We start from the raw sequence: 26589 nt of genomic DNA on the forward strand, positions 1-26589 counted from the left end.
CGGAGCACGGTTTGGGCGACGGAGAGTTCGTATTCGCGGGGGTGGGTTTCGTAGTCGACGAAGGTGGCGGGGAGGAGGGGTTCGCCGTCGTGGCCTGAGGCGAGGGTGATTTCGGCTTCGCCGTGGTCGTTGCTGGCGGTGGTGGCGCGGGCGCGGTAGTCGGCGAGGTGGGCTTGGAGGGTGTCGGAGCGGTCGAGGATGTCTTGGAAGGCGGTGCGGGGGAGGGTGAGGACGGTGCAGGTGGTGACGGCTTTGGCGGTGTATTCCCAGATGCTGTCGTTGTCGGTGAGGGTGTGGTCGCCGAAGTGGTCGCCGTCGGCGAGGGTGGCGAGGATGACGTGGTCGCCGTAGGCGCCGGTGCCGGTTTTGGTGATTTTGCCGTGGGCGAGGAGGAAGACCTGGTCGGCGGGGGAGCCGAATTCGACGAGGGTGTCGCCGGGGGCGTATTCGTGTTGGGTGAAGCGGTCGGCGAGTTCGGTGAGGACCTCTTGGTCGTCGTAGCCGCGGAGGGGGGCGAGTTCGCCGAGTTCGGGTGGGATGACGCGGACGTGGGCGCCGGTGGTGGTGAAGGTGACGCGGCCGTCGCCGACGGCATAGGACAGGCGCCGGTTGACGCGGTAGGACCCGGCGGCGACGTCGACCCAGGGGAGTACCTTCAGCAGCCAGCGGGAGGAGATGCCCTGCATCTGCGGGACGGATTTGGTTGTGGTGGCCAGGGTCCGGGCCGCCGCCCGTCCCAGGCTCGACGGCGCCTGCTCCGCGTCCACCTGCTCGGATCCCACCGGGTCGGTGACAGTCACGACGAAACCCCAATCACTGGTAGCGGGGATTGGTGGCGTGCCAGGTGAAGCCGCCGCCCATCCAGGAACGGACACCCACGAGGAAGCGCTGCAGCTCCGGCGACGGCACGGCCAGCAGCTCCCGGTGGCCGTCCTCGAACTCGTGGACGATCTTGTTGTGCAGCTCGACGGTGGCCGCCACCGCCTCCTCGACCGGGCAGCCCCGGTCGGCGGCGATCTGCAGCACCATGTTGCAGACCGGCTTCTCATCGGCGGCGTCCTTGGCCACCGAGTGCAGGTCGTTGACCAGCACCGACGCCGTCCCGGCCCGCATCATCGCCTCGCGCACGCGCGGGTCGTAGTAGAACGGGGCGGCCAGCTCGTAGCCGCCGACGGCGTCGACGAGGGTCATCGACGTGTAGAAGCTGTCGTGCTGGCGGGCCGCCAGGTACTCCCACGCCGGCGGGTACTGCCCGGTGTGGCGCCACGCCGCGTAGGCGTCCCAGCTGACGAACATCGCGAACGTCGAGTAGCAGACCCGCTGGACGAGCACCGGCGAGCCGTGCCGGCCCAGGTGGCCGACCGCCGAGCGCAGCCCGACGAGGATCGGGTCGCCGCGCAGCGCCTCTTCCAGCGGGGGCGTGAACTCCCCCGCCGGGGCGACCGGGTCCATGGCCGCCATGACGAGCGCCAGCCGCGGCGGGAGCTCGGTGGGCGCCGCGCCGAGCGTGCTGTCGTCGGCGTAGTAGTCGTCGGCCGCCCACCAGACCGCGTTGAGCTGCGCCGCGACGAGCAGCCGGTCCGGGTCGTCGCAGTCGGTGTGGGCGAGCATCACCAGCCGGCCGAACCCGGCGCCGGCGATCTGTTCCAGGCCCTTGCCGGTGAACCCGCAGTCCGCCGCCCAGGCGACCAGCCGCCGGTCGACTTCGGCGGCCAGGCCGTCGTCGACGCGGCCCTGGACCGGGCAGTACAGCGGCGGCGCGCTGCCGTCGCCCCAGTGCAGGTACGCGTACGCCGGGTCCGGCCCGGTCCCGGGCGCGAACTGCGTCGCGATCCGCGCCGCCGACGTCCCGATGCCGAACGGCGCCGCCGGCAGCCCGCCGATGGTCCACTGTGGACAGGTGGTGCTCTCCCCGGTCACCCCGCCCGCCTCAGACGCGGTCGGCGGCGATCAGCAGGTAGTGGAAACTGCCTTCGCGGTAGGCGGTCAGGAACGGCTTCTCGACGCCGGTGGCGACCGACGACTTCTCCCGCAGTTCCCAGTAGGGGATCGTCGCCGCGGTCAGGTCGACCACGTTGATCGGCACGAACCCGTTGGCGGAGAGGGCCTTGAAGTAGTCGCCGCGGGCGTGGATGTTGCAGATGTAGTGCTGGTCGATCTGGCTCACCGCCCGCGACCGGCCGCCCGTGACGTCGTTGTAGCACCCGGTGATCGTCACGTACCGGCCGCCGGGCTTGAGCTGCCGCGCGTGCTCGGCGAACAACTCGTTCAGGTCCACGTACATCGTGCTCTCGTTGTTCCAGATGCCCTGGAACGCCCCGGATTCGAAGCCGGTGTCGAGCATGTTCTTCAGGTGGTAGCGGACCGAGCCGTCGATCCCGCGCTGCCGCACGTGCGCGTTGGCGAACCCGACCTGCTGCTCCGAAATGGAGATGCCGTCGACCTGGCAGCCGAACCGCAGGTGGGCCATGACGCTGGTGCCGCCGCGGCCGCAGCCGGCGTCGAGCAGCCTGTCCTCCGGCGTGATCGGGCCGAGGTGGTCGAGCAGGACGTCCGCCTGCGCGGTCTCGAGCCGGTGCATCTCGGCGATGATCGCCTCGTCGCGCGTGGCGGCCGGGGTTTCCAGCACGGCCGGGTCGTAGTCGCCGAGGCCGTAGTGGTGGTGGTAGAGGCCGTCGACGTCGCCCAGCCGGAGGTTCACCGGATCCTTCTCCGCGTTCCAGTAGTCGGCGACCGACTGCTGGTACGCGGTCCGGGTCACGGGCTTCTCGAGAGCGGTCATCGATGGCACTCCTCGTCGTTTCCTTGGCAGCAAAGGGATTCGGTTCCCTCACCGAAGACGCTAGTGGCGGGAGTTTCGCAGCGACAAGGAGCTTCACCCCGGTTCCGCCGTCGTTGCCCGTCCGGCCCAGCGGAACTCGTGCCGCAGGTGGTCGGGACCGGTGTGCCGCCCCCTGTTGGAGATCGACATCGCCACGACCGGGTGACGAAGCGCGACAGCGCGTGTCAGGTGATTTTCGAGGTTCGCCATCATGTCCATGTGCTCAGCGCGGCCACGGGTTGGGGCGGCAGACGGCCCCGTCGGGCCGGACCTTCGTGGCGGCACCGGGTTCGGCGCGGTTGAGGTCCGCGAGGTAGGTGTTGGACAGCCCGAAGGTCTGCTGCATCATCACCGGCGCCGGTGCGCCGGGTGCGGGGCAGCCGACGTGGCCGAGGCCGAGCGCGTGGCCCATTTCGTGGTTGACGGCGTAGGCGCGGTAACCGGCCAGGTCGCCGTCGTAGGAGTGGGCGCCGCGCAGCCACCGGGCGAGGTTGAGGACGATCCGGTGGTCGCGGGACAGGCGGCACGAAGAGTCGAAGGGGATGCGGAAGCCGCAGAGGCCGGGGCGCCGGGCGGTGCCGGGACTGGTCAGGCTGATCCGGACGTCGGGATCGCCGCCGGGGTCGTCGAGCCGCCGGAAGGTGACGGCGCCGTCGCCTGCCCAGCCACGGGGGTCGGCGAGGATGGCGTCGACGTCGTGCCCGAAGGAGGCGAGCTCGACGCCGTTTTCGATTTCGACGGTGTAGGTGAGCAGTTCCCCGCCGCTGCCGATGTCGTGGCCGGCACCGGGGACGACGCGCCACGTGCCATCGCCGGCTTCGGTGACCGGCACGCCTTCGGGCAGGGCGGCGGGTTCCGGGGCCGGTTTCGGGGGCGTGGTCCGGGTGGTGGGCTGGGCGGAGGCGACACCGGAGATCCGCCGGGGCTGGGCGGCTTCGGGGGTGAAGAGAAGGGCAAGGGCGAGGGCAACGGCGAAAACCAGCACGGCAGGCGGCCACCAGTCGGCCTGGACGGGCTCGGGCGCCGGGGCCGGCGGTGGTGGGGCCGGCGGGTCGGGGGTGGCCACGGGTGCGTGGGGAACGCGGGGAGCGGGCGGGCCGACGGAGATGGCGGGGGCGATGGAGCAGGCGCGGCGCCGCCGGGAGGGTGGCTCGGGTCCGACCGGAGTTGTGGTTCCGGGCGAGAGGGGGTGCGCCGGCGTGCGGCTCGGCGCGGCCGGAGCCGGCTCGGACGTGGGGGCCGGCGCAGCCTCGGTGCGGGCGCGTGGTTCCGGCGTGGACACCGGGCGCGGTGTCGCCGGGGCTGTGGCGACCTGACCCGGATCTTCCGCCGCCGGGGCAGCTGGAACGGTTCGCGGCGCTGGTGCTGTCGGGGGCGCTGGCACTGTGGGTGCCGCCGGGGGTGCTGGTGGCGCCGGAACTGTTGGCGCCGCCGGGGGTGCTGGTGCCGCTGGGGTAGCTGGGTCCGTTCGCGGCGCTGGTGCTGCCGGGGCCGCTGGAACTGTTTGCGTCGCCGGGGGTGCTGGTCGCGCCGGAACTGTTGGCGCCGCCGGGGGTGCTGGTGCCGCTGGGGTAGCCGGGACCGTTCGCGTCGCTGGTGCTGTCGGGGGCGCTGGCACTGTGGGTGCCGCCGGGGTAGCTGGAGCCGTTCGTGCCGCCGGGGCCGCCGGAGCCGTTCGCGCCGCCGGGGGTGGGATGCGAGGCGATCGCGGTGCCGGTGCCGGTGCCCCGCTCGGCTGCGCCGGGCGGCGGCGTGGCTGGGGCAGCCAGTCGACGCGGGCCATCGGGTGGCGTTCAGTAGGCAAGGCCCACGCTCGCACACTCCGGCGCCACCGGGCCCCCGGCCCGCGGGTACGACACCGTCGACGGGTCGCCGTCGGAGGTGTAGCGGTGGCCCGACGGTGAGCCCAGCTCGTCGAGCCAATGGGCCGATCCGTACTCCGCCTCCGGTCCCGCCGACTGCGAACGGATCCGGGGGATCGCCGCCGGGTCGAACTTGCCCGAACACGGTGACGGCGCCGGATCCGCGCCCACCAGCAGCGCGCCCGCGTACGCATAGCCCGGGCCCTGCAGGGCCAGCCCCGTCCGGCGCGGGCGGCTGCCGTACGGCAGGGCCAGCGTCTTCGGCTGGTAGCCCGGCACCGCCTGGCGGATCAGCGCGTCTTCTTCGGCGATGGCCGCCGTCACCGCGCCTTCCGTTGCCGTGCGCAGGTTCGTGTGGTGACGCGTGTGGTTGCCGATCTCGAAGCCGTGGCCGGCCAGCCAGCGCAGCGCGCGTCCGTCGGGATCGCCGCCGAACGGGTGCTCGTTGACGTACAGGCTCGCCACCGGGCGGAACCGCGGGTGCGCCGCCGCGACGTCCAGCAGGATCCGGATCGCCGTGCCCGGTTCCGGCGCGTCCTGGGGCGTCAGGCGGAACACCGTCGGATCGCCGTCGTCGAAGGTCAGGACCACGGGGTGCGCGCCCGCCGGGAGGTCGAGCCGCCGGGAGACCAGCTCCGCCGTGGTGACCGGGACGTAGTCCTCGGCCGCGAGCCGCTCGAGCTCCGCGGTGAAGTCGGCGGGCGTGCGCTCGTAGACCGACTTCGGCTGCGCCACGAGGCGGTGGTACATCAGCACCGGCACCCGGCCGAGCTCGTCGGCGCCCACCTGCCGGGCGGCGGCGGGCGTGATGCGGACCGGCGCGGCGGGCACCGGATGCGGCGGTGCGGGCGGCGGGGCGGCCGGCGTGGGGCCGCCACAGGCCGCCAGGGTGAGGACGGCGGTGAACCCGGCACCGAACCGGAAAAGGCAACGCATGCCCGCAGTGTGCGTCCGCGCCGCCGCCGTCGCGGGCCGGGCCACCGGGTCGGGTGAGCCGGGGATTCCGCTTCACCACAAGGAATCCGCAGGCCGGGGCCGGGTCGCCGGAAACGGCACCGGCACGATGCGGTGATCGCCGGGAATCGGGTTTGCCGGTGATCACCGGCGGGTATTTCCCCGCGATGGTCCCGAAAAAGGCGGTCGCCGCCGAACGAACCTTCGATCGACGCCTGGTCCTCACCGCCGCTCTCGCGGGCTTCGCCACGAGTGCGTGTGGTGCGTTGCAGCGGGGGAAGGCGCTGGCCGTGCCCGCCCCGGCCGCCGTCGCGGCCACCCCGTCGCCGCCACCCCCGAACCCGCTCGAAAAAGGCCTTCTGGTCGGCTTTTGCGGAGCTCCGGGCGCGAAGGCGCTCGGGCGCATGACGGGCGACCTCGCGGAAGCGAGCCGCGCGCTGCGCCGCCAGATCGACGCGTTCCCGGCGGGCCGTCCGGTCATCCCGGTCGTCGAGCTGATCGCCACCACCGTGCACCGCTCGCCCGGCGAAGACGGCATGTTCCGCAGCCGCTGCGAGGATTCGACCGTGCGCGACTACCTCGACGCCGCCCGGGCGCTGAAGGGGTTGCTGCTGCTGAACATCCAGCCCGGCCGCGCCGATTTCCTGCCCGAGGTCCAGGCCTACGAGCGCTGGCTGACCGAGCCGGACGTCGGCGTCGCGCTCGACCCCGAGTGGGCCGTGGAACCCGGCGTCGTCCCGGGCCGGAAGTTCGGCCGCACGACCGGCGCCGAGCTCGACGGCGTCGCCCGTTACCTCGGCGACCTGGCCGGCGCGCACCACCTGCCCGCCAAGGTGATGGTCTACCACCAGGTCGCCGCGTCCGTGGTGCGCGAGGAACAGGATCTGCTTGCCCACCAAGGGGTCTCGGTCGTCAAGGTGGTCGACGGCATCGGTTCGGCCGCCGCCAAGAAGGCGACCTGGAAGACGCTGATGACGACCATGCCCGCCCACGTGCGGCCCGGCTTCAAGCTGTTCTTCGAGGAGGACACCCGCCGCGGCGCGGAGCTGATGACCCCGGCCGACGTTCTCGCGCTGAGCCCCACGCCCGCCTACGTCGTCTACGAATAGCCCGCCGGGACGGCGAAAGCCCGGTGCGGTCCGCCGCACCGGGCTTCTTCGTGCGCTCGCGCCGGCCGCGGACGACGAAGGCCCGGCGCGGGAGGGAACCCGCGCCGGGCCTTCGCCGGCTGTCCGCCCGGGGTGCCGGCCGGCTCAGCCGACCGGGACGGGCAGCCCGCCGAGAAGGTCGTTCACCAGTGCGGAAAGGCTGATCAGCACCCGCTGCAGCAGCGCGTTGAGCAAGGCCGAAACCGGCGGCAGCGACTGGCGGGACGCCAGCTGATCGGCCAGCTTGTCGACGCCCTGGCGTGCTTCGGCGGTGTCCTTCTGCGCGGTGGCCGCGCTGTCCTTGGCCGCGGCCTGGATCGTGTACCGCTTGCCCTGGGCCAGATCCGACAGCAGCGGGTCGAGGCGGCCGAGGGTGGCCTGCGTGCCGGGCACGTCCCCGTTGTCCGCTCGCGACGCCAGCTGGTCGCGCAGGCCCTGGACCTCCGCCGCGGCGCTGGTGGTGCTCGACGATCCGCTGCCACCGGGGCCGCCCGCCGTCGCCACACCCACCCCCGTCAAGGTCACCGCGGCCGCGGTGACGAACACCGTGAGCGCTCGGGTCAGTGCACTTTTCATGTCGTACTCCTCGGAGATTGTGCGATGCCGACTGCGATCATGGTGAGCGCCGATCCGCGATAACGCGAGCGGATGTCCGGGGGCGGGCGGCGCCGGTTGATTCCACTCGGTGTACGGCCTCGGGAGATCCCCGTGACAAACATCGACATCGCGTGAAGTGGCTGTTCGGCGGTTTTCCGCAACAGCTACGTTGTGTGACAGCGCCACTCGTCCGTGTCTGGCGGTTACGGTATACGGCTGAATCGACGGGGATTTCTTTACCGAAGGTGCGAGCGGTGCCAGTTTCGGGTGACGCGAGATTATCACCCGATCGTGAGGTTTAAGGGAAGAAAGAATGGGTAATCAGGCCCATTTGCCCAGGGCGGGAAAGGACACTCTTAAGTAGGGTAAGGTGCGAAAACACTTCTTGCGCGGCGAGCGCCTCGCTAATCTGGGTGGCGGTTGCAGGGCCGGTTTCTCCGGCCGTTACTGTGGCCTCCTCGGTGCCGAGACCTGACAACTGGGCGCCATTCGGAGAGAAGAAAACGCAGAACGTCCCGACGCTGACGGCGCCGGGACGTTCTGCGCGAAGAGGAGGGAATCGCGGTGCGGGGCACCAGGGTCACTCGGACCGCAGGCGGGCGCCTGCCGTGCGGGATCCGCGGTACCCGGACACCGGGTGGCGTCCAGGCTCCCGGTGGGGACCGGCCCGGCAACGCCATCGGCCTCCAGGCTCCCGGTGCGGACCGGCCCGGCAACGCCATCGGCCTTCAGGCTCCCGGTGGGGGCCGGTCAAGCAGGACCCTCGGCCCTCAGGCGTCCGGTGGGGGCCGGTTAAGCAATACCCTCGGCCCTCAGGCGCCCGGCGGGTTCCGCCGCGGTTCGGCCGGCGGGTACGCGTTCGCCGGCGGCGGGGTCGCCCCCGCGGCCGGATACCCCGCCATCGCTCCCGGCTTCGGGCCGCGTCGCACCAACCCCGCCAGACCCAGCAGCCCGGCCAGTCCGAGCAGGCCCCACAGGCCGTTGTCGCCGTCGTCGTCGCGGGTGTTGTCGTGGTTCGTCCCGTCGTCGGTCTGCTGGTGCCAGGCCGGCGCCGCGAACTCCGGTGCCGCCGAAGCCGGCAGTGCCCCGGTCAGCGCGAACGCCGCGGCCGCGATGCCGGCGCAGCACAGCTTGCCTGCCTTGTGGTCCATCACGGTTCTTCCTTCCGTTGCGGAAATCGGTTCCCCGTGGCGTACCCCCGCCGGCCGCATCCACGCCCGCTGTCACGGGAACGGGCGAAGACGCCGGGGGCCGGTCTCCGGCGTCCGGCCGGCCTTTGTAGGATGGTCCCCGGTTCAAGACGGAGCCGGGCAGGGACGCACCGCGTGCGCACGTCCGCCGCCGGCCGTCCTTCCCCTTCTCAAGCGCAGCAGCGCATCCGAGCCGGGTAATACCGTCCACTGCCGTGGACCGGGGGAGGAATGAACACTGAACTCGCCGTCGCGCCACTGGGCGCGACGTACACACCACGTCTCATCTGCACCACCGGCGATCGCCTGATCCACCCGGCGGACGGCCGCAACGACCTCGCCAGGATCGTCGTGCGCTGGGCCCGCGCCTGGGTGCCCGAAACCTGGCCCGCCCGCCAGTACTTCGCCGCGCTGGGCATCGGTGACGACGAAAACCCTTGCTACCGCGACGAAGACGTCGTCGGGTGGCACCTGCTGCAGCCTCGGCCCGACTCGCTCGCGTGGCGGGTGCGGTCGGGTGAGATCGACGTGACCACCGCGCTCACGGCCGAAGCCGAGGCCTGGCCAGAATAAGGAATTCCGCGAAAGAGCCCCGCGCCGCCCGGCGCGGGGCTCTTTCGCGTGCCCGGAAACATTCCTTGCCCCGCAAGCGATATCAGAGGTGGCGGCGGGCGAAGTCTTGGCAGCCAACAGAACCGCGGCTAACCCGATCGGACCACACCCGGCGCGGTCAGAGGCTCGCGGCACCCACACGATGGTGGCACGAAGTGGAAACGGCGTCGCGGCATCAGTACGTTTCCCTCACACGGGACGGAGAACACACCTTCACTGACGTCCCGTTCTCCGAACATCGTTCACCGAGGAGCAATCCATGCTGAAGAAGATCGGCTTCGTCACGGCCACCGCGGCGGCCGGCGCGTTCCTGGCCGGCGGCATCGCCGCGGCCGACACCCCGGACGGCCACCACGGGCACCACCACGGCCACCACTACGGCGGCTACGACTACACCGGCCAGGTCGGCCTGGTGAACCTGAACAACACCGACGTGCTGCACAACGTCAACGCCGTCCTCGGCGTGTGCGGCAACAACATCAACGTGCTCGGCGTCCAGGTGCCGGTCCAGGACTCGCTCAACGGCATCGGCGTGCCGATCCTGTCGCCGGGTTCGCACGAGGCCAGCGGCGAGAACCCGGAGAACTGCGCCTCGGGCGGCCTGTCCGACGGTGGCACCAGCCAGGGTCACTGAGTTTCCGTGCCCGGAGCCGCCCGTGCGTGCGGAAGCCGGCTCCGGGCACGGGAAACGGTCGCCAGTGCCGGCGCCGCACCGCGCGCCCGGAACACGGAGCGAGCTGCACACTCCGGTTCCGCGTTCCGGGCACGCCGTGACGCCGGACGGCACCGACCCGGGTGGGACCGGCCACGACGCTGGAGAAGTGCGCCGGTCCCACCCGGCCTGATGCGCACCCTAACGGATCTTCCCGGGCCCGGCGAGCCGAAGCCGGGTCCGTTCCCTTTCCCCGATCCCCCGCCGGGCCCCTCCGGTGGGTTCCCAGAAGGAGTATTTTTCTCGTGATCAAGCAGCTCGGCTTCGTCGCCACGACTCTCGCCGCCGGGATGGCGGTGCTCGGCGGCTCGGCGTCCGCGGCCAACGTCAGCGTGGCCGGTCACCCGGTCGACTCCACCGACCAGTTCGGCCTGGTCGGCAACGTACAGAACCTCGACGCCGTGCACAACCTGAACGTCGTCGGCGGCGTGTGCGACAACAACATCAACGTCCTCGGCGTCCAGGTGCCGGTCCAGGACACCGCCAACGGCATCGGCGTGCCGGTGCTCTCGCCGGGCGAGCACGAGGCCGAGGGGTCCAACCCCGACAACTGCGCCGCCGGCGAGATCGCCGACGGCGGGACCGCTCAGGGCAACTGATCGTTCCGGTCGGACCGCCGCGCGGGGAGCGTCTCGCGCGGCGGTTTCCTGCGTCCGGTCGAGCTTAGGTCCGGTCGAGCCGGTGCACGGCGACTTCCCGCACGACGAGCAGCACCGCCGCCGCGACCGGCACCGCGACGAACGCGCCGGCGACGCCGAGCAGCTCGAACCCGAGCAGCACCGCGACGAGGGTGACGAGCGCGGGGATCCGCACGGCTCGGCCGACGATCTTCGGCAGCAGCACGTAGTCCTCCACCACCCGGTAGACGACGAAGAAGCCGAGCGTCGCGAGCCCGACGGGTTCCGAGACCGTGAACGCGACGAGGGTGGCGCCGGCGCCGGCCGCCACCGAACCCGCGACCGGCACCAGGTCGAGCACGGCGACGAGCACGGCGAGCACGAGCGGGTAGGGCACGCCGAACGCCCACAGCCACGCGAAGGTCGTCACTCCGGCGATCAGCGACACGACGACGTTGCCGACCAGGTACGCGCCCACCTTCCGGAAGACCGCGTCGCCGATCAGGATCACCCGCGGCCGCCGAGACCGCGGGGCCAGCCGGTAGAGGGCGGTGCGGATCCGCGGGAAACCGGCGACGAGGCAGGCGGCGAGCACCACGACGATCACGGCGTCACCGAGCAGCCCGGCGAGCGACTTCGCCACGTCGGGGAGCCGGACGGACCGGACGGCGGCTTCGAGCCCGAAGGTTTCGTTGACCCGGCCGAGCAGGGTGGCGTGGTCGTGCAGCAGGGCCAGGTACCGTGGCGTGCCGTTCTGCACCTGCGTCGCCTGGCCGGCCAACGGAACGGCGGCCGCGGCGATGGTGCCGCCGAGGACGGCCACCCCGGTCGTGACGACCACGGTGGCGGCGAGCGCGCGGGGCACCCGGCGCGCGAGGCGGGCGGTCACCGGCTCGAGCCCGACCGCGAGGAAGAACGCGATGCCGATCAGGAGCAGCACGTCGGACGCCGCGAGGAGCAGTTCGGCGACGGCGACCGTGACGACCACCCCGGCCGAGGCGAGCAGCCCGGTGACAAACGGCGAGCGCCGGTCGAGCGGTTTTCCCGGCGCACCCAAGGGTTCTTCCGGCCGGGCCGCCGCTGCCTCGGCCTCGGCCTCGCCGACGGGGTGCCCGGCACGGTGGGCCCCACGGCCGCTCGTTGCGTGCATGGGTCGGCGGCTACCCCGGTCGGCACGAACGAATCCACCCGATCCGGGCGTCCGGGCAAGTCCACGCTTCCCGGTGACGGCGGTCGCCTGACGTTGCCGGAATCGTTGCGGTGTCGGCAAAATCGCCTATGCGCTTCAAGGACCTTCTGCTCGTTCCGGTCGTCGCACTGCTGGCCGCGTTCGCGGCGGCGCCGGAAGCGGCGGCCGCCGGTGCGCCGCGGTTGCTGATCGACCAGGACTTCCCCGATCCGGACGTCGTCAAGACGGCTTGGGGCTACTTCGCGTTCGCGACGGGCGCGAAGGAAACGCGGATCCGGATGGCCGATGCCGCCGCGGCGGACGGACCCTGGCGCGTCGCCGGTGACGCGCTCGGAGCCGTTCCGGTGTGGGCGAAACCGGACGGCGGGTTCTGGGCGCCGGACGTCACCCAGCTGGCCGACGGCACGTTCGTGCTGTACTTCGCGGCCGCGCCGACCGCCGGCGGCGAGATGTGCCTCGGTGCGGCGACGGCGAAGAAGGCGGAAGGACCGTACACACCGGCCGGCGACCGGCCGCTGGTGTGCGAGCCCGGCGACCACGGGGACATCGACCCGCAGACGTTCGTCGACACGGACGGGTCACGCTATCTGCTCTACAAGAGCAACGGCGCGGCGACCGGGCCGCCGTCGGCGATCTGGGCGCAGAAGCTGCAGGCCGACGGACGCACCCTCGCCGGCCCGCGCACCGAGCTGCTGCGGGCGGACCTGACGGCCGAAATGTCGGTCGTCGAGGCGCCTTCGGTGGTGAAGACGGCCGCCCGGTACCTGCTGTTCTACTCGGCGGACACGTTCCAGAGCACGGGCTACCACACGAATTACGCGTCCGCGCCGTCGCTGGGCGGGGCGTTCGTGAAGGCGGACGGCAAGGTCCTGTCGACCGACCAGCTCGGCGGCAAGGTGGACGCCCCGGGCGGCGCGGACGTGGTCGACGACCGCATCTTCTTCCACGGCTGGCTGGCCGGCGGCCGTACGGCGCGGGGCCTGTATTCGCTGCCGATCACCTTCCCGGGCGACCTGCCGCGGCTGGGGTGACGGGGTCACCCACCCGGGTAACGCTCGGTTGGGCCGTCCGGGGGCCGGATATCCCGGGAGCGGAGGAACGGAGGAGCGACATGACGGTGTGGTGGGGATTGGCGGGCTTGGTGGGGCTGCTGGGGTTGTGCGCCCTGCTCCGGAGCCATCGTGCCGACGGAACGGCGGTCGACGACGACCCGCTGGCCCGGTACCCGGCGGCCCGCGAGCCGGCGGCGCCGAACGCGGACGCGGCGCACACACCGCTGATGACACCGGCGATCACCCCGGAGATGCTCGCCCGCCCGGCCTTGCCACGGCGGGAGGAGGCGGTCCCGGAGTCGGGACGGATGGCGGGGGAGATCCCGGCGCCACGGCCGCAGTCCGGCGGGACGGGGGAGCGGCCGCAGTCCGGCGGGGCGGGGGTGCGGCCGGAGGAGGTGCCCACGGCGCCGTGGGGTGAGGTGCGGCCCGAGGTTCCGGGTGCGCCGCGTTCCTCGGCGCAGGTATCGGCGGGGGCGGTTCCCTCGGAGCCGCAAGGAGCGGCGGGGCGGGGAGCTTCCGGCGCGCCGCACTCGTCGGAGCGGGACGCGGCGGGAGTGGCTTCCCCGGTCCCGCAGCAGGCGGCCGGCCCGGTCGCCGCCGCGCCGATGGTTCAGCCGGTTGCCGAACCGGCGGCGGTTTCCCCGGTGCCGCAAGGAGCGGCCGCGCGGGGAGGGGCTGCCCCGCAGGCAGTCCAGCCGGTTGCCGAGTCGGCGGCGGGTTCCGCTGCGGCGCCGGCGCCGCCCGGCGAGGTGCGAGCTCCGCAGCCCCGGGCCGCCGAACTTCCGTCGCCGCCCAAGCACGCTCTTCGCAGCGAAGAGCCCGCGCCGGCGACCCGTCCGGCGAAGGAAACCTCCCCGCCGCCGGAGCGGACCTCCGGCGGGCTCGTCGGGAAGCTCAAGCGGTTCCTGGGCGGCTCCTGACCGTCACCCCAGCGGGGCACTTTCCTTGCCGAGCCCGGCCAGCAGGTCGCCGTGCTCTTCGATCCGGTCCAGGACCTCGTCCGCCGTGAACGTCAAGCGTGTCGCGTGGCGGCAGGCTCGGACCTCGTCCCACGTCACCGGCGTGGACACCGTCGGGTGGTCGCGGCCGCGCAGTGAATACGGGGCCACCGTGGTCTTCGCCGGGTTGTTCTGGCTCCAGTCGATGAACACCCGGCCCGTGCGCTGGGCCTTCGCCATCACCGCCGTCACCGACTCCGGTGTCTCCGCGGCCAAGCGCTTGGCCAGCCGCTTGGCGTACGCCGACGGTGCCGCGGCGTCCTCCGTGCGGATTCCGCAGTACAGCTGCATCCCCTTCGAGCCCGACGTCTTCGCGTACGGGGTCAGCCCGTCCGCCACCAGGACGTCGTGGAGGCGCTCGGCCACCCGGCAGCAGTCGACGATCGTCGTGCCCGGGCCCGGGTCCAGGTCGAACACCAGGCGGTCCGGGAGCAGGCGGGTGCCCGACTCCACCGTCCACTGGGGAACGTGCAGCTCCAGCGCCGCCATGTTCGCCGCCCACACCAGGCCCGGCAGGTCGTCCAGGAGCGGGTGGTCGATCGTGCCGCCGGTGACCGCCAGCCGGACTGTGCGCAGCCAGTCCGGGGCGCCCTTCGGGACGTTCTTCTCGTACCACTTCTGGCCGTCGACGCCGTTGGGGTACCGGATGAACGTCACCGGCCGGCCCGCGAGGTGCGGCAGCAGCACCGCCGCCACCCGGGAGTAGTAGTTGATCACCTCGCCCTTGGTGAACCCGGCCGCCGGGTACAGCACCTTGTCCAAATTGGACAGTGTGAGCCGCCGGTTGCCCGCCTGGACGGTGATCCGCTGCCCCGGCGGCTCGGGTGCGGGTGCGGGCGCCGCGGCCGGTTCGTGCGGAACCGCGCGCGGCGCCAGGACTTCGGCCGGGTCCTTGTCCTGGCGCAGGCCCCGCCAGGCGGTGTGGCGGACCCGGCCGCCGCGGGTGAACTGGCGGTAGACGATCTCGCCCACCAGGCGCGGTTCGACCCAGCGGGCGCGGACGGTGTCCTCCCGCGGCGGCGTCGTCACGAACGGGTGCGTGCGACGCTCGATGGCCTGCAGCTGCGCCTGCAGATCGGCCCGGCTCGCCTGGCTGAACCCGGTGCCGACGTCGCCGATGTAGACCAGGTCGCCGGTGGCCGGGTCGTGCGCGCCGAGCAGCAGCCCGCCGAGGGTGCCGGTGAAGCTGCGCTGGCCGGGCCGCCAGCCGCAGACGATCACCTCCTGGGTCCGGACCAGCGGGTGCTTGAGCCACGAATCCGGTCGCTGCCCGGGGTGGTAGGCCGACGAACGCAGCTTCGCGACGACGCCTTCGTACCCGGCGGACGCGGCGTGCGCGAGGAAGTCCTCGGGCGTGCGACGGTCGGCGGCGAGCTCGTCGAACGTGACCGCGCGGACCACCGAAATCCGGTAGGGATCGGGCATCGGCAGCTCCGCCAGCAGGCCCCGGCGCTCGTCGTACGGCAGGCCCAGCAGGCTGGCGTCCCCGAGCTGGAGCAGGTCGAAGGCCAGGAACCGGACCGGGACGTCCTGGAACTCGAGCCCCTTCGGCCCGCTCTGGTACCGGACGTACCGGCCGCGGCGCTCCTGCATCCGCTCGAAGTCGATCCGGCCGTCTTCGCCGTAGACGACGACCTCGCCGTCCAGGTAGGCGGCGCGGCCGTCCAGGGCGGGGGCGAGCACGCCTTCGAGGTCGGCGAACTCCGCGGTGAAGTCGATGTTGTTGCGGCTGGTGAGCACCGTCGTGCCGTCCGGGGCGATCCGCATCGCCGCCCGGTAACCGTCCAGTTTGTACTCGTAGGCCCACTCCGGGCCGCTGCGCAGCCGTCCGCCGTCGGCCTTGGCGAGCATCGGCTCGACCCAGGCCGGGACGTGCGCCCCCTCGTCTGCCGCCATTTCGGACCTCCGTCACCTTCGGTGCCCAAGGTAACCCGTTCGGCCTAGATTAGCCGGATTTGTGCAGGTGAAAGCGGCGTGAACGCCTGTTCGGCGGGCCGTTCACGCGGCCAGGAAGTCGTCGACGGCCCGGCGCAGCGTGGTGCGCACCTCGCCGGCGTCGTCGAGTTCGCCGCCGTGCAGGGCGCCGTCGCGCAGCAGGACGAGCACGCGCGCCGCGTGGTCCGGTTCCGGGTGGCCGAGCGCGGCGGCCTGCTCGCGCAGGACGCCGAAGAACCATTGCCGGTGGTCGTCGATGACCTGGCGCACCCGGCTCTCCGGGTCGGGGTACTCGGCGGCGGCGTTGAGGAACTGGCAGCCGCGGAAGCCCTCCTCGCAGGTCGCGTCGCCGACCACCGCCATGGTTTCGGCGAGCGCCTCGCGCGGTGGCCGTCCCGCCCGCGCCGCGGCGACGCCTTCGCGGATCCGACGGCTGGTCTCGGCGAGGTAGGCCGCGACCAGGTCGTCCTTCGTCGGGTAGTGGCGGTAGAAGGTCGCCCGGGTCACGGCCGCCTCGGAAACCAGGCGTTCCACCCCGACGGCGTGGATGCCTTCGGCGTAGAAGAGCCGGGCGGCGGTCGCGAGCAGCCGGTCCTTCGGGTGCGGCTCGGCAGTCCTCATCCCCGCAGCTTAGAGAAAGACCGATCGTTCTGCCAGATCGGCTTCATCACATTGCCACGGCGGCCGGGAGGGGCCAGAGTAACTGACAGAAAGACCGATCGTTCTCTTCGAAGGAGCCAGCCATGAGCAAGCCCACCATCGTCCTGGTCCACGGCGCGTTCGCCGACTCGTCGAGCTGGACCGGGGTGGTCGCGAAGCTGCAGGAGCAGGGCTATCCGGTCAAGGCGGTGGCGAACCCGCTGCGGGGCGTCGAGTCCGACGCGGCCTACGTGAAGGACGTCGTGGACAGCGTCGACGGCCCGGTGGTCCTGGCCGGCCACTCCTACGGCGGCGCCCTGATCACCCGCGCGGCCACCGACGCGCCGAACGTCAAGGCCCTGGTCTACATCGCCGCCTTCCAGCCGGACGCGGGCGAGAGCGTGTTCGAGCTGTCCGGCCGCTACCCGGGCGCCAAGCTGGGCCCGGAGACCACGGACGTCCTGGTGCACGACGGCGAGCCCGAGCTGTCGATCAAGCCGGCGGACTTCGCCGAGGTCTTCGCCGCCGACGTCCCCGCGGCCACCGCGGCGATCATGGCGGTGACCCAGCGGGCGGTCGCGCAGCAGGCCCTCGCCGCGCCGTTCGAGGGCACCCCCGCGTGGTCGAAGCTGCCGTCTTGGACGCTGATCGCCAACCAGGACAACGCCATCCCGGCCGCGGCGCAGGAGTTCATGGCCGAGCGCGCGTCGTCGACGGTCCGCCGGATCGACGCCTCGCACGCGGTCGCGGTGTCCCAGCCCGAGGTCGTCGCCGAGGTGGTCCTGGCCGCGGCGGCGAGCGTCGAGTGAGCCGGCGGGCGCCGGCCGGGGATGCCCGGCCGGCGGTGTCCGTGCTTCGCTGGGGGACATGACGAAGGCGGAGCGGTGGCGTCGGTACTGGGACCGCAAGTCCACGACCTACGACGCGGAGATGGGGGTCTGGGACCGCCGCCTCTTCGGCGACTCGCGGGAGTGGGCTTGCGGCCAGGCCACGGGCGAGGTCCTGGAGGTCGCGGCCGGGACCGGGCTGAACCTCCCGCACTACCCGGCGGAGGTCACGCTCACCGGCCTCGACCTCAGCGAGGGGATGCTCGCGATCGCCCGGGACCGGGCCCGGCGGCTGGGCCGGCCGGTGACCTTCCGGCAGGGCAGCGCCCACGCCCTGCCGTTCGCCGAAGCCTCCTTCGACACCGTGGTCTGCACGTTCGGCCTCTGCGCCATCCCCGACCCCGCGGCCGCGGTCGCGGAGATGGTCCGGGTGCTGCGCCCGGGCGGACAGCTGATCCTCGTCGACCACGTGACGTCGTCGTCGCGGCTCGTGCGGGGCGTGCAGTGGCTGCTCGAACTGGCGAGCGTCCCGCTGGCCGGCGAGCACTTCCGGCGGCGGCCGCTGCACCTCGTCGAGGCGCTCGGGCTGCCGGTGCGGCGGCGGGAGCGGTTCAAGCTCGGCCTGGTGGAGCGGCTGGTCGCCGGCAAGCTCAGCTGACCAGCACGCTTTCGTCCAGCCGGGTCAGCAAGGCCGCGGCGTCGTCGTAGACGGCCACCGCGCCGGCGTCGAGCAGCTCCGCCGCGCCGATCCCGCCGGAGAGCACCGAGACCGTGCGCACGCCGGCCTTGGTGGCGGCGTGGACGTCCCAGACCGCGTCGCCGACGAAGACGGTGTCCTCCGGCGTGGTCCCGGCCTTTTCGAGCGCGGCGACCACCGGCTCCGGATCGGGCTTGGTCGCGTCGACGTCGGCGCCGGAGACGATGCCGGCGACCACGTCGTCGACGTCGAGGACCTTGCGCAGCGCCTCGAGCTCGTCCGGCCCCGCCGACGTCGCCAGCACCACGCGCACCCCGCGCCCGGCCAGCTCGCGCACGAGCTCGGGAGCGCGGTCGAACGGGCGCAGCAGGCCGGCCGTCTCGAGGTAGAAGCGGCTGTGCAGCTCTTTGGCCCGGTCACCGACGCGGCCGGCGTCCTCTTCACCCAGCAGGGTGGCCAGCAGCTTGCCGGACCCCTTGCCGATCGCGCGGTGCACGCGCCAGGAGTCGACGTCGCGGTCGAGTTCGTGGAACGCCCGGCGCCAGGCGTGGACGTGGAGGTAGTTGGAGTCGACGAGGGTGCCGTCGACGTCGAACAGGACCGCGGTGGCGATGGCAGGCTCCTTGCCGTCGGGGCGACTTCCGGCTCCGGATACCCCTCCCGGCGGGCCGTACACCTCACCCGCGTCGATCGCGGAAACGCCGTGTTTGACGGGTTACGGACGGGTTATCCGATCGGGTGATCGTCGTCGAGGAGGTGGTCACCAGTGCTCGCCCGGCACAATTCGGTGTGGCTGGTGCCCCGGCACGGCGCTCCGGCGAGGGCGTCGGTCGTCGGCGTCCTGGACCGGACGACGTACCCGCAGCTGCGCGACGGGTTGCTCGAGTTCGCGGCCGACTCCCCGGACGGCGTGCTGATCGATGTCGAGCGCCTCGAACTGCGCGATCGGACGCTGATCAGGGTGTTCGACCTGGTCGCCCGGCGCGTCGGCGACTGGCCCGCGCTGCCCTTCGTGCTGGTGACGGGCCGCCCGGAACAGCGCGCGGCACTGGCGTCGAGCTGCGTCCCGGTGTACCCGGACGCGGCCGCGGCCGAAGAGGCCCTGCGCTGCCCGGCCCGGCGGCAGGCGGCCCGCCTGCTCGACCGGTCGCCGCAGACGTCGGCGCGGGCTCGCGGGTTCGTCCGCGGGGTCTGCGCGGAGTGGATGGTGCCGGAGCTGGCCGAGGACGCCGAGCTGATCGCGACCGAACTGGTGGAGAACACGCTGCGCCACACGGAATCGGCACCCCGGCTGCGGCTCGAGCTGCGCCGCGGGACGCTGTCGGTGGAGGTCTCGGACGAGAGCCGGCGGCCGGCGGTGCTGCGGGAGGACCTCGACCGCACCGCCGCGGGGTTCGGCCTGCGGATGATCACCAAGGTCGCGAAGCGGTGGGGGAGCAGCCGGTCCCGCTCCGGCGGCAAGACGGTGTGGGCCCTGCTGGCTCGCTGACGGCCTCGCCTCGCGTACCCGGAGGGTCGGCCTGCGTACTTGGAGGGTCGGCCGGTGGGCCGACTCTGTGGGTACGCGGGCCGACCGCCTGGGTACGCGGGCCGACCGCTCAGGCGCCCGGACCGGAGTAGATGTCCGCGGCCGGGGGCTCCGAGACCGTGGCCGGCTTGTTCCAGTCGCTGAACTCCATCGCGCCGTTCTTCGGGTCCGACATGCGCAGCAGGTAGTGCGGCTCGGTCGCGGCCACCGTGGCCGTGCCCTCCGAGCTCGCGAAGGTCAGCGCCGGCGCGCCGGCGACGGTCGTCTGCTCGCCCGGCTTGAACGTCGTCTTCTCCAGCTCGCCCAGCGTGCCCTCGGTGAACGTCTTGTAGTCGAGGAACATCTTGAACGCCTCCCCGATGCTCTGGCCGATCTTGGCCGTCGAGGACACCCACTTGCCGGTGAGCTGCTTGGCCGCCGCGGCGGGGGCACCCGACTGCTTCACCAGCGATTCGGTGAACTTGAAGTAGTACTTGTCGCCGACCCGCAGCACCGGGATCTCGAGACCGTCCTTCACCACCGTGCCGCTCGCGCTGTCCGGGTTGAGCTGCAGGTCCAGGTTGACCGCGCTGCCCTCCTGGGACATCGTGCCCTTGACGTGCACGGCCGAGGCCTGCTTGGCCGCCGCGGTGATCGCCGGGCCCACCTTGGCGGCGTCGAGGGCGGGCGCCGCCGGGGTGCTGGACGTCGCGGGGGTCGTGGTGCCGGCCGCGGCCGGGGCGGGCGTGTCCGAGCTGCCGGCGCAGCCGGCGAGGGCGAGGGAACCGGCCGTGAGGAGCGCGGCCAGGCGGAAGGAGCGCATGGGTAGTCCGTTCGTGAAGGCCGGGGCGTCCCCGGACACGAACGGGCTATCGCCGGACCGGGTGGTCCGTTACAGCCGCCGTGACGCAGGTCATCGCGCCGGGCGGCGGGGCCGGAAGTCGCGTTCGGTCTCGATCTCGCCCTCCGGCGTGTGCACGAAGTGCCCGACCCGGCGCTTCCGCGCGATCTGCCGCCCCGCCAGCACGGCGTCGACGCGGCGGGGGGAGGTGTTGGACGCCCGGTGGCCGCCCTCGACGCGGTTCTTCCACAGTCCGTCTTCGTAGTAGGTGTGCACGTCACCCTCCGCCACGACGCCGCCTCCCATCGCGAGACCCGAAGGGATGCGGATGCCCGGGGAGGTAGCGGACAAACTCACCGCAGCCGGAGTACTTCGATGGCGTTGTCCTTGAGGATCAACGGCCGCACCTCGTCCTTGAGCTCCAGTTCGGCGAAGTCGGCGAGCCAGCGGTCCGGGGTGATCACCGGGAAGTCGGACCCGAACAGCACTTTCCGCTTCAGCAGCGTGTTGGCCGCGCGCACCAGCTGCGGCGGGAAGTACTTCGGCGACCAACCCGACAGGTCGATGTACACGTTCGCCTTGTGCGTCGCGACCGAGATCGCTTCGTCCTGCCACGGCACCGACGGGTGCGCCAGGATCACCGTCAGGTCCGGGAAGTCGGCGGCGACGTCGTCGAGCAGCATCGGGTTCGAGTAGCGCAGCTTGATGCCGTGCCCGCCCGGCAGGCCGGCGCCGATGCCGGTCTGCCCGGTGTGGAACAGGGCCGGGACGCCCAGCTCCGCGATGGCCTCGTAGAGCGGGTAGTACCGGACGTCGTTGGGCTCGAACGCCTGCAGGCTCGGGTGGAACTTGAACCCGCGCACCCCGTGCTCGCCGACCAGCTTCCGCGCGCGCAGCACCGCCGCCTTGCCGGCGTGCGGGTCGACCGAGCCGAACGGGATGAGCACGTCCGCGTGCTCGGCGGCGGCGTCGGCGATCTCCTCGCTCGACAGCGCGGGGTGCCCGGTCGCGGCCGGTGCCTCGACCGTGAAGACGACGGCGGCCATGTTCCGGGCCCGGTAGTGCTCGGCGATCGCGGTCACCGTCGGCGTGCGGTCCTGGCCGGCGCGGAAGTACTTCGCCGACGCGTCCAGCAGTTCCTGGTCGAGGGCGAAGCAGCCGTGGCCGTCCTGCTCGACGTGGGTGTGGACGTCGATGGCGGTCAGGGAGGAAAGGTCCACGAGGAGCTCCAGGTCAGGGCAGGTCGGGCTGCGCGGCCTTGGCGGCCAGCAGGGCGTTCAGGACGGTGTCGCGGGCCGTCACCAGTGCACGGTCGTCGGTGCCCGCCAGTTCGGCGTCGACACCCGCGACGAGCGTTTCGGCCAGTTCCGGGGTGAGGTGGACCCGGCCGAGGTCGCGCCACCACTGCTCGGTGGGCGGCCCGAGGTGGGCCAGGACGTGCGCGAGCCCGCCCGCGCCGCCGGAGAGGTGCTGGTTGACGAACGGGCCCAGCACGGCCCAGCGCAGGCCGGGCCCGTAGGCGATGGCGGTGTCGATGTCGGCGACCGTCGCGACACCGCGTTCGACGAGGGAGTACGCCTCCTGCCACAGCGCGGCCTGCAGCCGGTTCGCCACGTGGCCGGGCACCTCCTGCGCCAGCCGGATCGGCCGCTTCCCGACCGAGGTGTAGAACGCCACGGCCCGGTCGACCACCTCCGGCGCGGTCTCGCGGCCCGGCACGACCTCGACGAGCGGGATCAGGTGCGGCGGGTTGAAGGGGTGCCCGACGACCACGCGCTCGGGGTGCTTCGGGCAGCCCTGCGCGATGACGCTCGGCAGCAGCCCGGACGAGCTGCTCGCCAGGACCACGTCCGGCCGCGCGGCCTCGTCGAGGACGGCGAACAGCGCGTGCTTGACGTCCTCGCGCTCCGGCCCGTTCTCCTGGACGAAGTCCGCGGCGGCGGCCGCTTCGCCGGGGTCGGCGACGAACCGCAGCCGGTCCGTCGGCACGCCCTCGAGGGCACTCCGCAGCCGCTCTTCGGCGCCGGGCGCCGGATCGGTGGCGACGACGTCGAGGCCGCGGTCCAGGAAGAGGGCGGCCCAGCTCGCGCCGATCACGCCGGTGCCGACGACCGCGACGGTGCTCAATTCCGCCTCCGCGGGAGGAAGTACGTCGGCGGTGCTCATGCCGGCGCCCCGAAGGGGTCCAGCGCGGTGGGATCGGCCAGCACGTCCCGGCCGACGACCTCGTCGATCGCCGCGCCGAGCAGGAGTTTCTTCACCGGCAGCTCCAGTTTCTTCCCGGTGCGGTTGCGGGGGATCGACGGCACGGCGGTGATCGCGTCCGGCACGTGCCGCGGCGAGAGCGCGGTCCGCAACGCCGACGCGATCCGGCCGCGCAGGGCGTCGTCGAGCGAGAACCCGTTGCGCAGCGCCACGAACAGCCGGAGATCGCCGTTGCCGCCCGCGGGGTCTTCGAGGTGCACGACGAGGGAGTCCTCGATCTCCGGCAGCTCCTCGACCACGGCGTAGAACTCGGCGGTGCCCAGCCGGACGCCGCCGCGGTTGAGGGTGGCGTCCGAGCGGCCGGCGATGACGCAGCTGCCCTCGGGGGTGAACCGGATCCAGTCACCGTGCCGCCAGATCCCGGGGTAGGTCGAGAAGTACGTGTCGCGGTAGCGCTCACCCGAGCCGTCGCCCCAGAACCCTACCGGCATCGACGGCATCGGGGCGGTGATCACCAGTTCGCCGAGTTCGCCGACCACTTCGGTGCCGTGCTCGTCGAACGCCTTCGCGTCGACGCCGAGGCAGGGACCGGAGATTTCGCCCGCCACGACCGGCTGCAGCGGGCCGCCCTGGACGATCCCGCTGCACACGTCGGTGCCGCCGCTGCCGACGTTGAGCAGGACGCCCGGGAACCGCTCGTGCACCCAGTGGAAGCCCTCGGCGGGCAGCGGGCTGCCCGCCGCGCCGAGCTGCCGCAGCGCCGAGAGGTCGTACTCGGCGGCCGGGTCGAGGCCCGCTTTCCGGCACGCCATCAGGAAACCCGGGCTCGCGCCCATCAGCGTGGCCCGCGTTTCCGCGGCCAGCCGCCACTGCCAGGCCAGGTCCGGGTGCAGCGGGTTGCCGTCGACCAGCACGATCGAGGTGCCGGTGAGCAGGCCCGAGACCAGCGCGTTCCACATCATCCAGGCGGTGGTGGAGAACCAGAGCATCCGGTCGCCCGGGCGCAGGTCCCAGCTCAGGCCGTGGTTCTTGAGGTGCTCCAGCAGGAGCCCGCCGTGACCGTGCACGATCGCCTTCGGCTTGCCCGTCGTACCGGAGGAGAACAGCACGCACAGCGGGTGCGCGAAGCCGACCGGCTCGAACCCCGGCGCCCTATCGGTGAGCAGGTCGGCCCAGGCGATCGTGTCCGGCAGGTCGTGGCCGCCGTAGGGGACGTGGACGACGTGCTCGGCGGTGGGCAGCCCCGCGCGGATCTCGGCGACCTCGGCGCGGCGGTCGACGTCCTTGGCGCCGTAGCGGTAACCGGACACCGTGAGCAGCACCCGCGGCTCGATCTGGCCGAACCGGTCGACCACCGACCTCGCGCCGAACTCGGGGGCGCAGGAGGCCCAGATCGCGCCCAGGCTCGCCACCGCGAGGTAGGCGACCACGGCTTCGGGGATGTTCGGCAGGTAGGCCACCACCCGGTCACCGCGCCCGACGCCGAGCCGGGCCAGGCCCGCGCGGGCGCGCGCGACCCGGTCGCGCAGCTGGGCCCAGGTCAGCTCGGTGCGTTCGCGCGTCTGGGAATACGCGATGACCGCGGTGGCGTCGTCCGGTCCGTGCCCGAGCGCGTGTTCGGCGTAGTTGAGGGTCGCGCCGGGGAACCACTGCGTGCCCGGCATGGTCCGGTCCGGCACGACCGCGGTGGCGGGGCGGTGGAAGCGGACGCCGAAGAAGTCCTTGACCGAGGACCAGAAGCCGTCGAGGTCGGTCACCGACCACCGGTGCAGGTCCGCGTAGCCGTCGAAGAAGTGCCCGCGGGTTTCCAGCCACCGCAGGTACCGGCCGATCTCGGTGGTCTCGCGGACGTCGGGCGCGACCGGGCGCAGGATCATCGGCCGACCTTCCCCGCGCGCTTGTCGAGGAACGCCTGCATCCGCTCCTTCGCCTCGGCGCTGCCGCCGGCGATCGCGGCCATCAGCGCCTCCATCAGGTAGCCCTCGGCCGGGTTGGCCTCGGCGATGCGGGGGAGCGCCTGCAGGACGGCGAAGTTCGTGATCGGCGAGTTGTCCGCGATCTTGCGCGCCAGGCCGAGCGCGTGCTCCAGGCCGTTTTCGACGCGGTAGTGCGACAACCCGGCCGCGTGGCCCTCGTCGGCGTCGAGCACGCGGCCGGTGAGCATCATGTCGGCCATCCGGTGCGCGCCGATCAGCCGCGGCACCCGCACCGACGCGCCGCCGCCGACGAACAGCCCGCGCTGGCCCTCCGGCAGGGCGTAGAACGCCGAGGGCTCGGCGACGCGGATGTGCGCGGCGGCCGCCAGTTCCAGGCCCCCGCCGACGACCGCGCCCTTGAGCACGGCGACCACCGGGACCCGCCCGCGTTCGAGCCGCTCGAACGCGCGGTGCCACATCATCGAGTGCTCCAGGCCCTCGAACGCGTCGCGCTCGGCGAGCTCGGACAGGTCCAGCCCGGCGGAGAAGTGGTCGCCGACGGCGTCGAGCACGACGGCCTTGACCCCCGGCGGCGGGCTGCCGAAGAACGATTCGAGGCCGAGCACGGTCGCGTCGTCGAGGGCGTTGCGCTTCTCGGGCCGGGCCAGCCACAGCACGGCGATGTCGTCCCGCAGCTCCAGGCGCAGCGAAGGGGGCAGGAGTGGGGTCGTCATGCGGGTCCGTTCGTGAAGGTTTCGGCGGCCAGGGTGCGCAGCTCGACGCGGCGGATCTTGCCGGTGGCGTTGCGGGGCAGGGCGTCGGTGAACTGCACGTGCTTCGGGATCTTGTAGCGCGCGAGGTGCTGTTCGAGGTGGGCCCGGAACCGCGGTTCGTCCAGCCGGGCCCCGGGCCGGACCACGACGAAGGCCGCGCCCGCCTCGCCCCAGCGCTCGTCGGGCACCCCGACCACGGCGCAGGCGTCGACCTCGTCGAGCCGGGCGGCCACCGCTTCGATCTCCGCCGGGTACACGTTTTCCCCGCCGGAGATGATCAGGTCCTTGACCCGGTCGACGACGTGGGCCCAGCCGTCGTCGTCGACGCGGACGACGTCACCGGTGCGGAACCAGCCGTCGTCGACGAAGCTCGCCTTCGATTCCTCCGGGCGGTTCCAGTAGCCGCCGAAGACGTGCGGGCCGCGCACCAGCAGCTCGGCCGGCGTCCCGTCCAGCGGTTGCGGCGTGAGATCGGGGCCGAGCGCGGCCACGTCGGTGAAGAAGTGCGGCACCCCGGCGGCGACCGGGTGGTCGAGCGTGCCCTCGTGGGTGGCCATCGAAACACCCGGCGAGGCCTCGGTCATGCCGTAGCCCTGCAGGAGTTTCACGCCCCGGTCGAGCCAGGCCTGCGCGACGCGTTCGGCCACCGGCGAGCCGCCGTAGAGCACGCAGGTCAGCGAGCTCAGGTCGGTGCGGTCCCACGCCTCGTGCCGCCACATCATCTCGAGCATCGTCGGCACCGCCGAGAAGCTGGTGATCCCGGCTTCGCCGATCCGGGCGAGGATGGCGCCCGGATCGAACTTCGCCACCGGTTCCACGCTGCCGCCCTTGAACAGCGTCGGCAGGGTGATCTGGCCGAGCCCGACGCAGTGGAACAGCGGCGCGATGCACAGCGCCTTGTCGGTGCCCAGGACGTCGAGGTGCGCCAGCTGGTTGACGGTGTTCCAGGTGAGGTTGCCGTGGGTGAGGACCGCCGCCTTCGGCCGTCCGGTGGTGCCGGAAGTGTAGAGCAGCAGGCACGGGTCCTCCAGCCGGACTTCGGTGTCCGGCGACGGCCCGGCCTCGGCGATCTCCGCCTCGAAGCTCCCGGCCGTCGCGATGACGACGCCGTCGGGCAGTCCTCCGGCCGCCGCCACCAGGTCGGCGGTGTCCGGGCTGTGCACGAGGACCGAGGCGCCGCTGTCGTCGAGCATGTACCGGATCTCGGTGGGGGCGAGCCGGTAGTTGAGCGGGACGAAGAGCGCGCCGCAGCGGGCGGTGGCGAAGAGCGTCTCGAACACGGTGATGGCGTTGACGCCGAGGTAGGCCACGCGGTCGCCCGGGCGCACCCCGAGCCGGGTCAGCGCCCCGGCGAGTCCGTCCACCCGGTCGGCGAGCGCGGCGTAGGTGAGCGACCGGCCGGCCTCCACCAGCGCGGTGCGGTCCGGGTTGATCCGCGCCCGCCGCGCGGGCCAGCTCCCCAGGCCGAAATCGGGCCGGTTCACGGTTCCCTCC

28 protein-coding genes are annotated in these 26589 nt (G+C 72.6%); 10 read left to right on the forward strand and 18 right to left on the reverse strand.

Annotation, left to right across the window (positions count from 1 at the left end; translation table 11 throughout):
• The 4 genes from ACWEGE_RS45755 to ACWEGE_RS45770 form a co-directional block, all read right to left on the reverse strand.
• Nucleotides 1-800, reverse strand: an 800-nt coding sequence (locus ACWEGE_RS45755) for a cyclic nucleotide-binding domain-containing protein (protein ID WP_449666786.1), incomplete at its 3' end; no start/stop codon positions are given.
• A 13-nt stretch (nucleotides 801-813) separates the two neighbouring features.
• Nucleotides 814-1920 carry a family 2 encapsulin nanocompartment cargo protein terpene cyclase gene (locus ACWEGE_RS45760; RefSeq protein WP_449666787.1) on the reverse strand — a complete coding sequence of 369 codons (1107 nt, stop codon included), beginning with the start codon at nucleotides 1918-1920 and terminating at the stop codon, nucleotides 814-816.
• Nucleotides 1921-1930: 10 nt separating this feature from the next.
• Complete coding sequence (locus ACWEGE_RS45765) at nucleotides 1931-2782, reverse strand: geranyl diphosphate 2-C-methyltransferase (protein WP_449666788.1); 852 nt, start codon at nucleotides 2780-2782, stop codon at nucleotides 1931-1933.
• A 262-nt stretch (nucleotides 2783-3044) separates the two neighbouring features.
• Nucleotides 3045-3887 carry a DUF3152 domain-containing protein gene (locus tag ACWEGE_RS45770; protein ID WP_449666790.1) on the reverse strand — a complete coding sequence of 281 codons (843 nt, stop codon included), beginning with the start codon at nucleotides 3885-3887 and terminating at the stop codon, nucleotides 3045-3047.
• Nucleotides 3888-4084: 197 nt separating this feature from the next.
• On the opposite strand from ACWEGE_RS45770, the gene ACWEGE_RS45775 reads away from it, so the two are divergent.
• Nucleotides 4085-4279: a hypothetical protein gene (locus ACWEGE_RS45775; protein WP_449666791.1), complete on the forward strand. Its 195-nt coding sequence runs from the start codon at nucleotides 4085-4087 to the stop codon at nucleotides 4277-4279.
• Between the two features lie 335 nt (nucleotides 4280-4614).
• On the opposite strand, the gene ACWEGE_RS45780 is transcribed toward ACWEGE_RS45775, so the two are convergent.
• On the reverse strand, nucleotides 4615-5619 hold the full coding sequence (locus tag ACWEGE_RS45780; RefSeq protein ID WP_449666792.1) for a polysaccharide deacetylase family protein: 1005 nt from the start codon (nucleotides 5617-5619) through the stop codon (nucleotides 4615-4617).
• Between the two features lie 185 nt (nucleotides 5620-5804).
• Between ACWEGE_RS45780 and ACWEGE_RS45785 the strand changes: the two genes are divergently transcribed.
• Nucleotides 5805-6746 carry a hypothetical protein gene (locus ACWEGE_RS45785; RefSeq protein WP_449666793.1) on the forward strand — a complete coding sequence of 314 codons (942 nt, stop codon included), beginning with the start codon at nucleotides 5805-5807 and terminating at the stop codon, nucleotides 6744-6746.
• Nucleotides 6747-6890: 144 nt separating this feature from the next.
• On the opposite strand, the gene ACWEGE_RS45790 is transcribed toward ACWEGE_RS45785, so the two are convergent.
• Together ACWEGE_RS45790 and ACWEGE_RS45795 are read right to left on the reverse strand one after the other, a co-directional pair.
• Nucleotides 6891-7361 (reverse strand): hypothetical protein, encoded by a 471-nt coding sequence (locus ACWEGE_RS45790; RefSeq protein ID WP_449666794.1) that lies wholly within the window; start codon nucleotides 7359-7361, stop codon nucleotides 6891-6893.
• 833 nt (nucleotides 7362-8194) lie between these two features.
• Complete coding sequence (locus ACWEGE_RS45795) at nucleotides 8195-8533, reverse strand: WGxxGxxG family protein (RefSeq protein ID WP_449666795.1); 339 nt, start codon at nucleotides 8531-8533, stop codon at nucleotides 8195-8197.
• Nucleotides 8534-8803: 270 nt separating this feature from the next.
• Between ACWEGE_RS45795 and ACWEGE_RS45800 the strand changes: the two genes are divergently transcribed.
• The 3 genes from ACWEGE_RS45800 to ACWEGE_RS45810 all read left to right on the forward strand — a co-directional run bounded on the left by ACWEGE_RS45800 (nucleotide 8804) and on the right by ACWEGE_RS45810 (nucleotide 10495).
• Nucleotides 8804-9145, forward strand: a complete 342-nt coding sequence (locus tag ACWEGE_RS45800) for a hypothetical protein (RefSeq protein ID WP_086843416.1) — start codon at nucleotides 8804-8806, stop codon at nucleotides 9143-9145.
• Nucleotides 9146-9443: 298 nt separating this feature from the next.
• On the forward strand, nucleotides 9444-9818 hold the full coding sequence (locus tag ACWEGE_RS45805) for a hypothetical protein (RefSeq protein WP_449666796.1): 375 nt from the start codon (nucleotides 9444-9446) through the stop codon (nucleotides 9816-9818).
• A gap of 323 nt (nucleotides 9819-10141) precedes the next feature.
• The gene (locus ACWEGE_RS45810; protein WP_449666797.1) at nucleotides 10142-10495 is read left to right on the forward strand and encodes a hypothetical protein; all 354 of its coding nucleotides are present in this window, start codon (nucleotides 10142-10144) and stop codon (nucleotides 10493-10495) included.
• A gap of 64 nt (nucleotides 10496-10559) precedes the next feature.
• Here the strand turns inward: ACWEGE_RS45810 and ACWEGE_RS45815 are convergent, their stop codons facing one another.
• Nucleotides 10560-11570, reverse strand: coding sequence for an AI-2E family transporter (locus ACWEGE_RS45815; RefSeq protein ID WP_449666817.1), 1011 nt, complete (start codon nucleotides 11568-11570; stop codon nucleotides 10560-10562).
• A 221-nt stretch (nucleotides 11571-11791) separates the two neighbouring features.
• Here ACWEGE_RS45815 and ACWEGE_RS45820 point away from each other — a divergent pair, with 221 nt between their 5' ends.
• Together ACWEGE_RS45820 and ACWEGE_RS45825 are read left to right on the forward strand one after the other, a co-directional pair.
• A complete protein-coding gene (locus ACWEGE_RS45820) occupies nucleotides 11792-12733 on the forward strand; it encodes a glycoside hydrolase family 43 protein (RefSeq protein WP_449666798.1) in 942 nt (313 codons plus the stop codon).
• Between the two features lie 80 nt (nucleotides 12734-12813).
• Complete coding sequence (locus ACWEGE_RS45825; protein WP_449666799.1) at nucleotides 12814-13677, forward strand: hypothetical protein; 864 nt, start codon at nucleotides 12814-12816, stop codon at nucleotides 13675-13677.
• A gap of 3 nt (nucleotides 13678-13680) precedes the next feature.
• Here the strand turns inward: ACWEGE_RS45825 and ligD are convergent, their stop codons facing one another.
• Together ligD and ACWEGE_RS45835 are read right to left on the reverse strand one after the other, a co-directional pair.
• A complete protein-coding gene (gene ligD / locus ACWEGE_RS45830; RefSeq protein ID WP_449666800.1) occupies nucleotides 13681-15651 on the reverse strand; it encodes a DNA ligase D in 1971 nt (656 codons plus the stop codon).
• Between the two features lie 102 nt (nucleotides 15652-15753).
• Nucleotides 15754-16311 (reverse strand): TetR/AcrR family transcriptional regulator, encoded by a 558-nt coding sequence (locus tag ACWEGE_RS45835; RefSeq protein WP_449666801.1) that lies wholly within the window; start codon nucleotides 16309-16311, stop codon nucleotides 15754-15756.
• A gap of 122 nt (nucleotides 16312-16433) precedes the next feature.
• On the opposite strand from ACWEGE_RS45835, the gene ACWEGE_RS45840 reads away from it, so the two are divergent.
• Nucleotides 16434-17138: an alpha/beta fold hydrolase gene (locus ACWEGE_RS45840; protein ID WP_449666802.1), complete on the forward strand. Its 705-nt coding sequence runs from the start codon at nucleotides 16434-16436 to the stop codon at nucleotides 17136-17138.
• Between the two features lie 58 nt (nucleotides 17139-17196).
• The gene (locus ACWEGE_RS45845) at nucleotides 17197-17814 is read left to right on the forward strand and encodes a class I SAM-dependent methyltransferase (protein WP_449666803.1); all 618 of its coding nucleotides are present in this window, start codon (nucleotides 17197-17199) and stop codon (nucleotides 17812-17814) included.
• Here the strand turns inward: ACWEGE_RS45845 and ACWEGE_RS45850 are convergent.
• Nucleotides 17807-18529, reverse strand: coding sequence for an HAD family hydrolase (locus ACWEGE_RS45850; protein ID WP_449666804.1), 723 nt, complete (start codon nucleotides 18527-18529; stop codon nucleotides 17807-17809). The two genes, ACWEGE_RS45845 and ACWEGE_RS45850, sit on opposite strands and share 8 nt — an antisense overlap.
• A 90-nt stretch (nucleotides 18530-18619) precedes the next feature.
• On the opposite strand from ACWEGE_RS45850, the gene ACWEGE_RS45855 reads away from it, so the two are divergent.
• Nucleotides 18620-19342 (forward strand): ATP-binding protein, encoded by a 723-nt coding sequence (locus ACWEGE_RS45855; protein WP_449666805.1) that lies wholly within the window; start codon nucleotides 18620-18622, stop codon nucleotides 19340-19342.
• 109 nt (nucleotides 19343-19451) lie between these two features.
• Here ACWEGE_RS45855 and ACWEGE_RS45860 read toward each other — a convergent pair whose 3' ends face one another.
• The 7 genes from ACWEGE_RS45860 to ACWEGE_RS45890 form a co-directional block, all read right to left on the reverse strand.
• Complete coding sequence (locus ACWEGE_RS45860) at nucleotides 19452-20183, reverse strand: hypothetical protein (RefSeq protein ID WP_449666806.1); 732 nt, start codon at nucleotides 20181-20183, stop codon at nucleotides 19452-19454.
• Nucleotides 20184-20273: 90 nt separating this feature from the next.
• On the reverse strand, nucleotides 20274-20492 hold the full coding sequence (locus ACWEGE_RS45865; RefSeq protein ID WP_449666818.1) for a DUF2188 domain-containing protein: 219 nt from the start codon (nucleotides 20490-20492) through the stop codon (nucleotides 20274-20276).
• 62 nt (nucleotides 20493-20554) lie between these two features.
• Nucleotides 20555-21421: a 4-hydroxyphenyl-beta-ketoacyl-CoA hydrolase gene (gene couO, locus ACWEGE_RS45870; protein ID WP_449666807.1), complete on the reverse strand. Its 867-nt coding sequence runs from the start codon at nucleotides 21419-21421 to the stop codon at nucleotides 20555-20557.
• Nucleotides 21422-21434: 13 nt separating this feature from the next.
• Nucleotides 21435-22328 (reverse strand): 3-hydroxyacyl-CoA dehydrogenase NAD-binding domain-containing protein, encoded by an 894-nt coding sequence (locus ACWEGE_RS45875; protein ID WP_449666808.1) that lies wholly within the window; start codon nucleotides 22326-22328, stop codon nucleotides 21435-21437.
• Nucleotides 22329-22363: 35 nt separating this feature from the next.
• Complete coding sequence (locus ACWEGE_RS45880; protein WP_449666809.1) at nucleotides 22364-24283, reverse strand: acetoacetate--CoA ligase; 1920 nt, start codon at nucleotides 24281-24283, stop codon at nucleotides 22364-22366.
• Nucleotides 24280-25056 carry a crotonase/enoyl-CoA hydratase family protein gene (locus ACWEGE_RS45885; RefSeq protein ID WP_449666810.1) on the reverse strand — a complete coding sequence of 259 codons (777 nt, stop codon included), beginning with the start codon at nucleotides 25054-25056 and terminating at the stop codon, nucleotides 24280-24282. The genes ACWEGE_RS45880 and ACWEGE_RS45885 overlap by 4 nt, the downstream gene beginning before the upstream one ends.
• Entirely contained in the window at nucleotides 25053-26579 is a 1527-nt protein-coding gene (locus ACWEGE_RS45890) for an acyl-CoA synthetase (protein WP_449666811.1), read from the reverse strand. The genes ACWEGE_RS45885 and ACWEGE_RS45890 overlap by 4 nt, the downstream gene beginning before the upstream one ends.
• Between the last annotated feature and the right edge of the window lie 10 nt (nucleotides 26580-26589).

The sequence above is a fragment of the Amycolatopsis sp. NPDC004747 genome (assembly GCF_053601335.1).

Excerpts from the sequence above, each read along its gene's own strand:
- ACWEGE_RS45820 (WP_449666798.1), top strand. The coding sequence starts at position 11,792 with ATGCGCTTCAAGGACCTTCTGCTCGTTCCGGTCGTCGCACTGCTGGCC.
- ACWEGE_RS45885 (WP_449666810.1), bottom strand. The coding sequence starts at position 25,056 with ATGACGACCCCACTCCTGCCCCCTTCGCTGCGCCTGGAGCTGCGGGAC.
- ACWEGE_RS45765 (WP_449666788.1), bottom strand. The coding sequence starts at position 2,782 with ATGACCGCTCTCGAGAAGCCCGTGACCCGGACCGCGTACCAGCAGTCG.
- ACWEGE_RS45835 (WP_449666801.1), bottom strand. The coding sequence starts at position 16,311 with ATGAGGACTGCCGAGCCGCACCCGAAGGACCGGCTGCTCGCGACCGCC.
- ACWEGE_RS45790 (WP_449666794.1), bottom strand. The coding sequence starts at position 7,361 with ATGAAAAGTGCACTGACCCGAGCGCTCACGGTGTTCGTCACCGCGGCC.
- ligD (WP_449666800.1), bottom strand. The coding sequence starts at position 15,651 with ATGGCGGCAGACGAGGGGGCGCACGTCCCGGCCTGGGTCGAGCCGATG.
- ACWEGE_RS45840 (WP_449666802.1), top strand. The coding sequence starts at position 16,434 with ATGAGCAAGCCCACCATCGTCCTGGTCCACGGCGCGTTCGCCGACTCG.
- ACWEGE_RS45805 (WP_449666796.1), top strand. The coding sequence starts at position 9,444 with ATGCTGAAGAAGATCGGCTTCGTCACGGCCACCGCGGCGGCCGGCGCG.
- ACWEGE_RS45825 (WP_449666799.1), top strand. The coding sequence starts at position 12,814 with ATGACGGTGTGGTGGGGATTGGCGGGCTTGGTGGGGCTGCTGGGGTTG.
- ACWEGE_RS45795 (WP_449666795.1), bottom strand. The coding sequence starts at position 8,533 with ATGGACCACAAGGCAGGCAAGCTGTGCTGCGCCGGCATCGCGGCCGCG.
- ACWEGE_RS45880 (WP_449666809.1), bottom strand. The coding sequence starts at position 24,283 with ATGATCCTGCGCCCGGTCGCGCCCGACGTCCGCGAGACCACCGAGATC.
- ACWEGE_RS45800 (WP_086843416.1), top strand. The coding sequence starts at position 8,804 with ATGAACACTGAACTCGCCGTCGCGCCACTGGGCGCGACGTACACACCA.
- ACWEGE_RS45845 (WP_449666803.1), top strand. The coding sequence starts at position 17,197 with ATGACGAAGGCGGAGCGGTGGCGTCGGTACTGGGACCGCAAGTCCACG.
- ACWEGE_RS45780 (WP_449666792.1), bottom strand. The coding sequence starts at position 5,619 with ATGCGTTGCCTTTTCCGGTTCGGTGCCGGGTTCACCGCCGTCCTCACC.
- ACWEGE_RS45860 (WP_449666806.1), bottom strand. The coding sequence starts at position 20,183 with ATGCGCTCCTTCCGCCTGGCCGCGCTCCTCACGGCCGGTTCCCTCGCC.
- ACWEGE_RS45785 (WP_449666793.1), top strand. The coding sequence starts at position 5,805 with ATGGTCCCGAAAAAGGCGGTCGCCGCCGAACGAACCTTCGATCGACGC.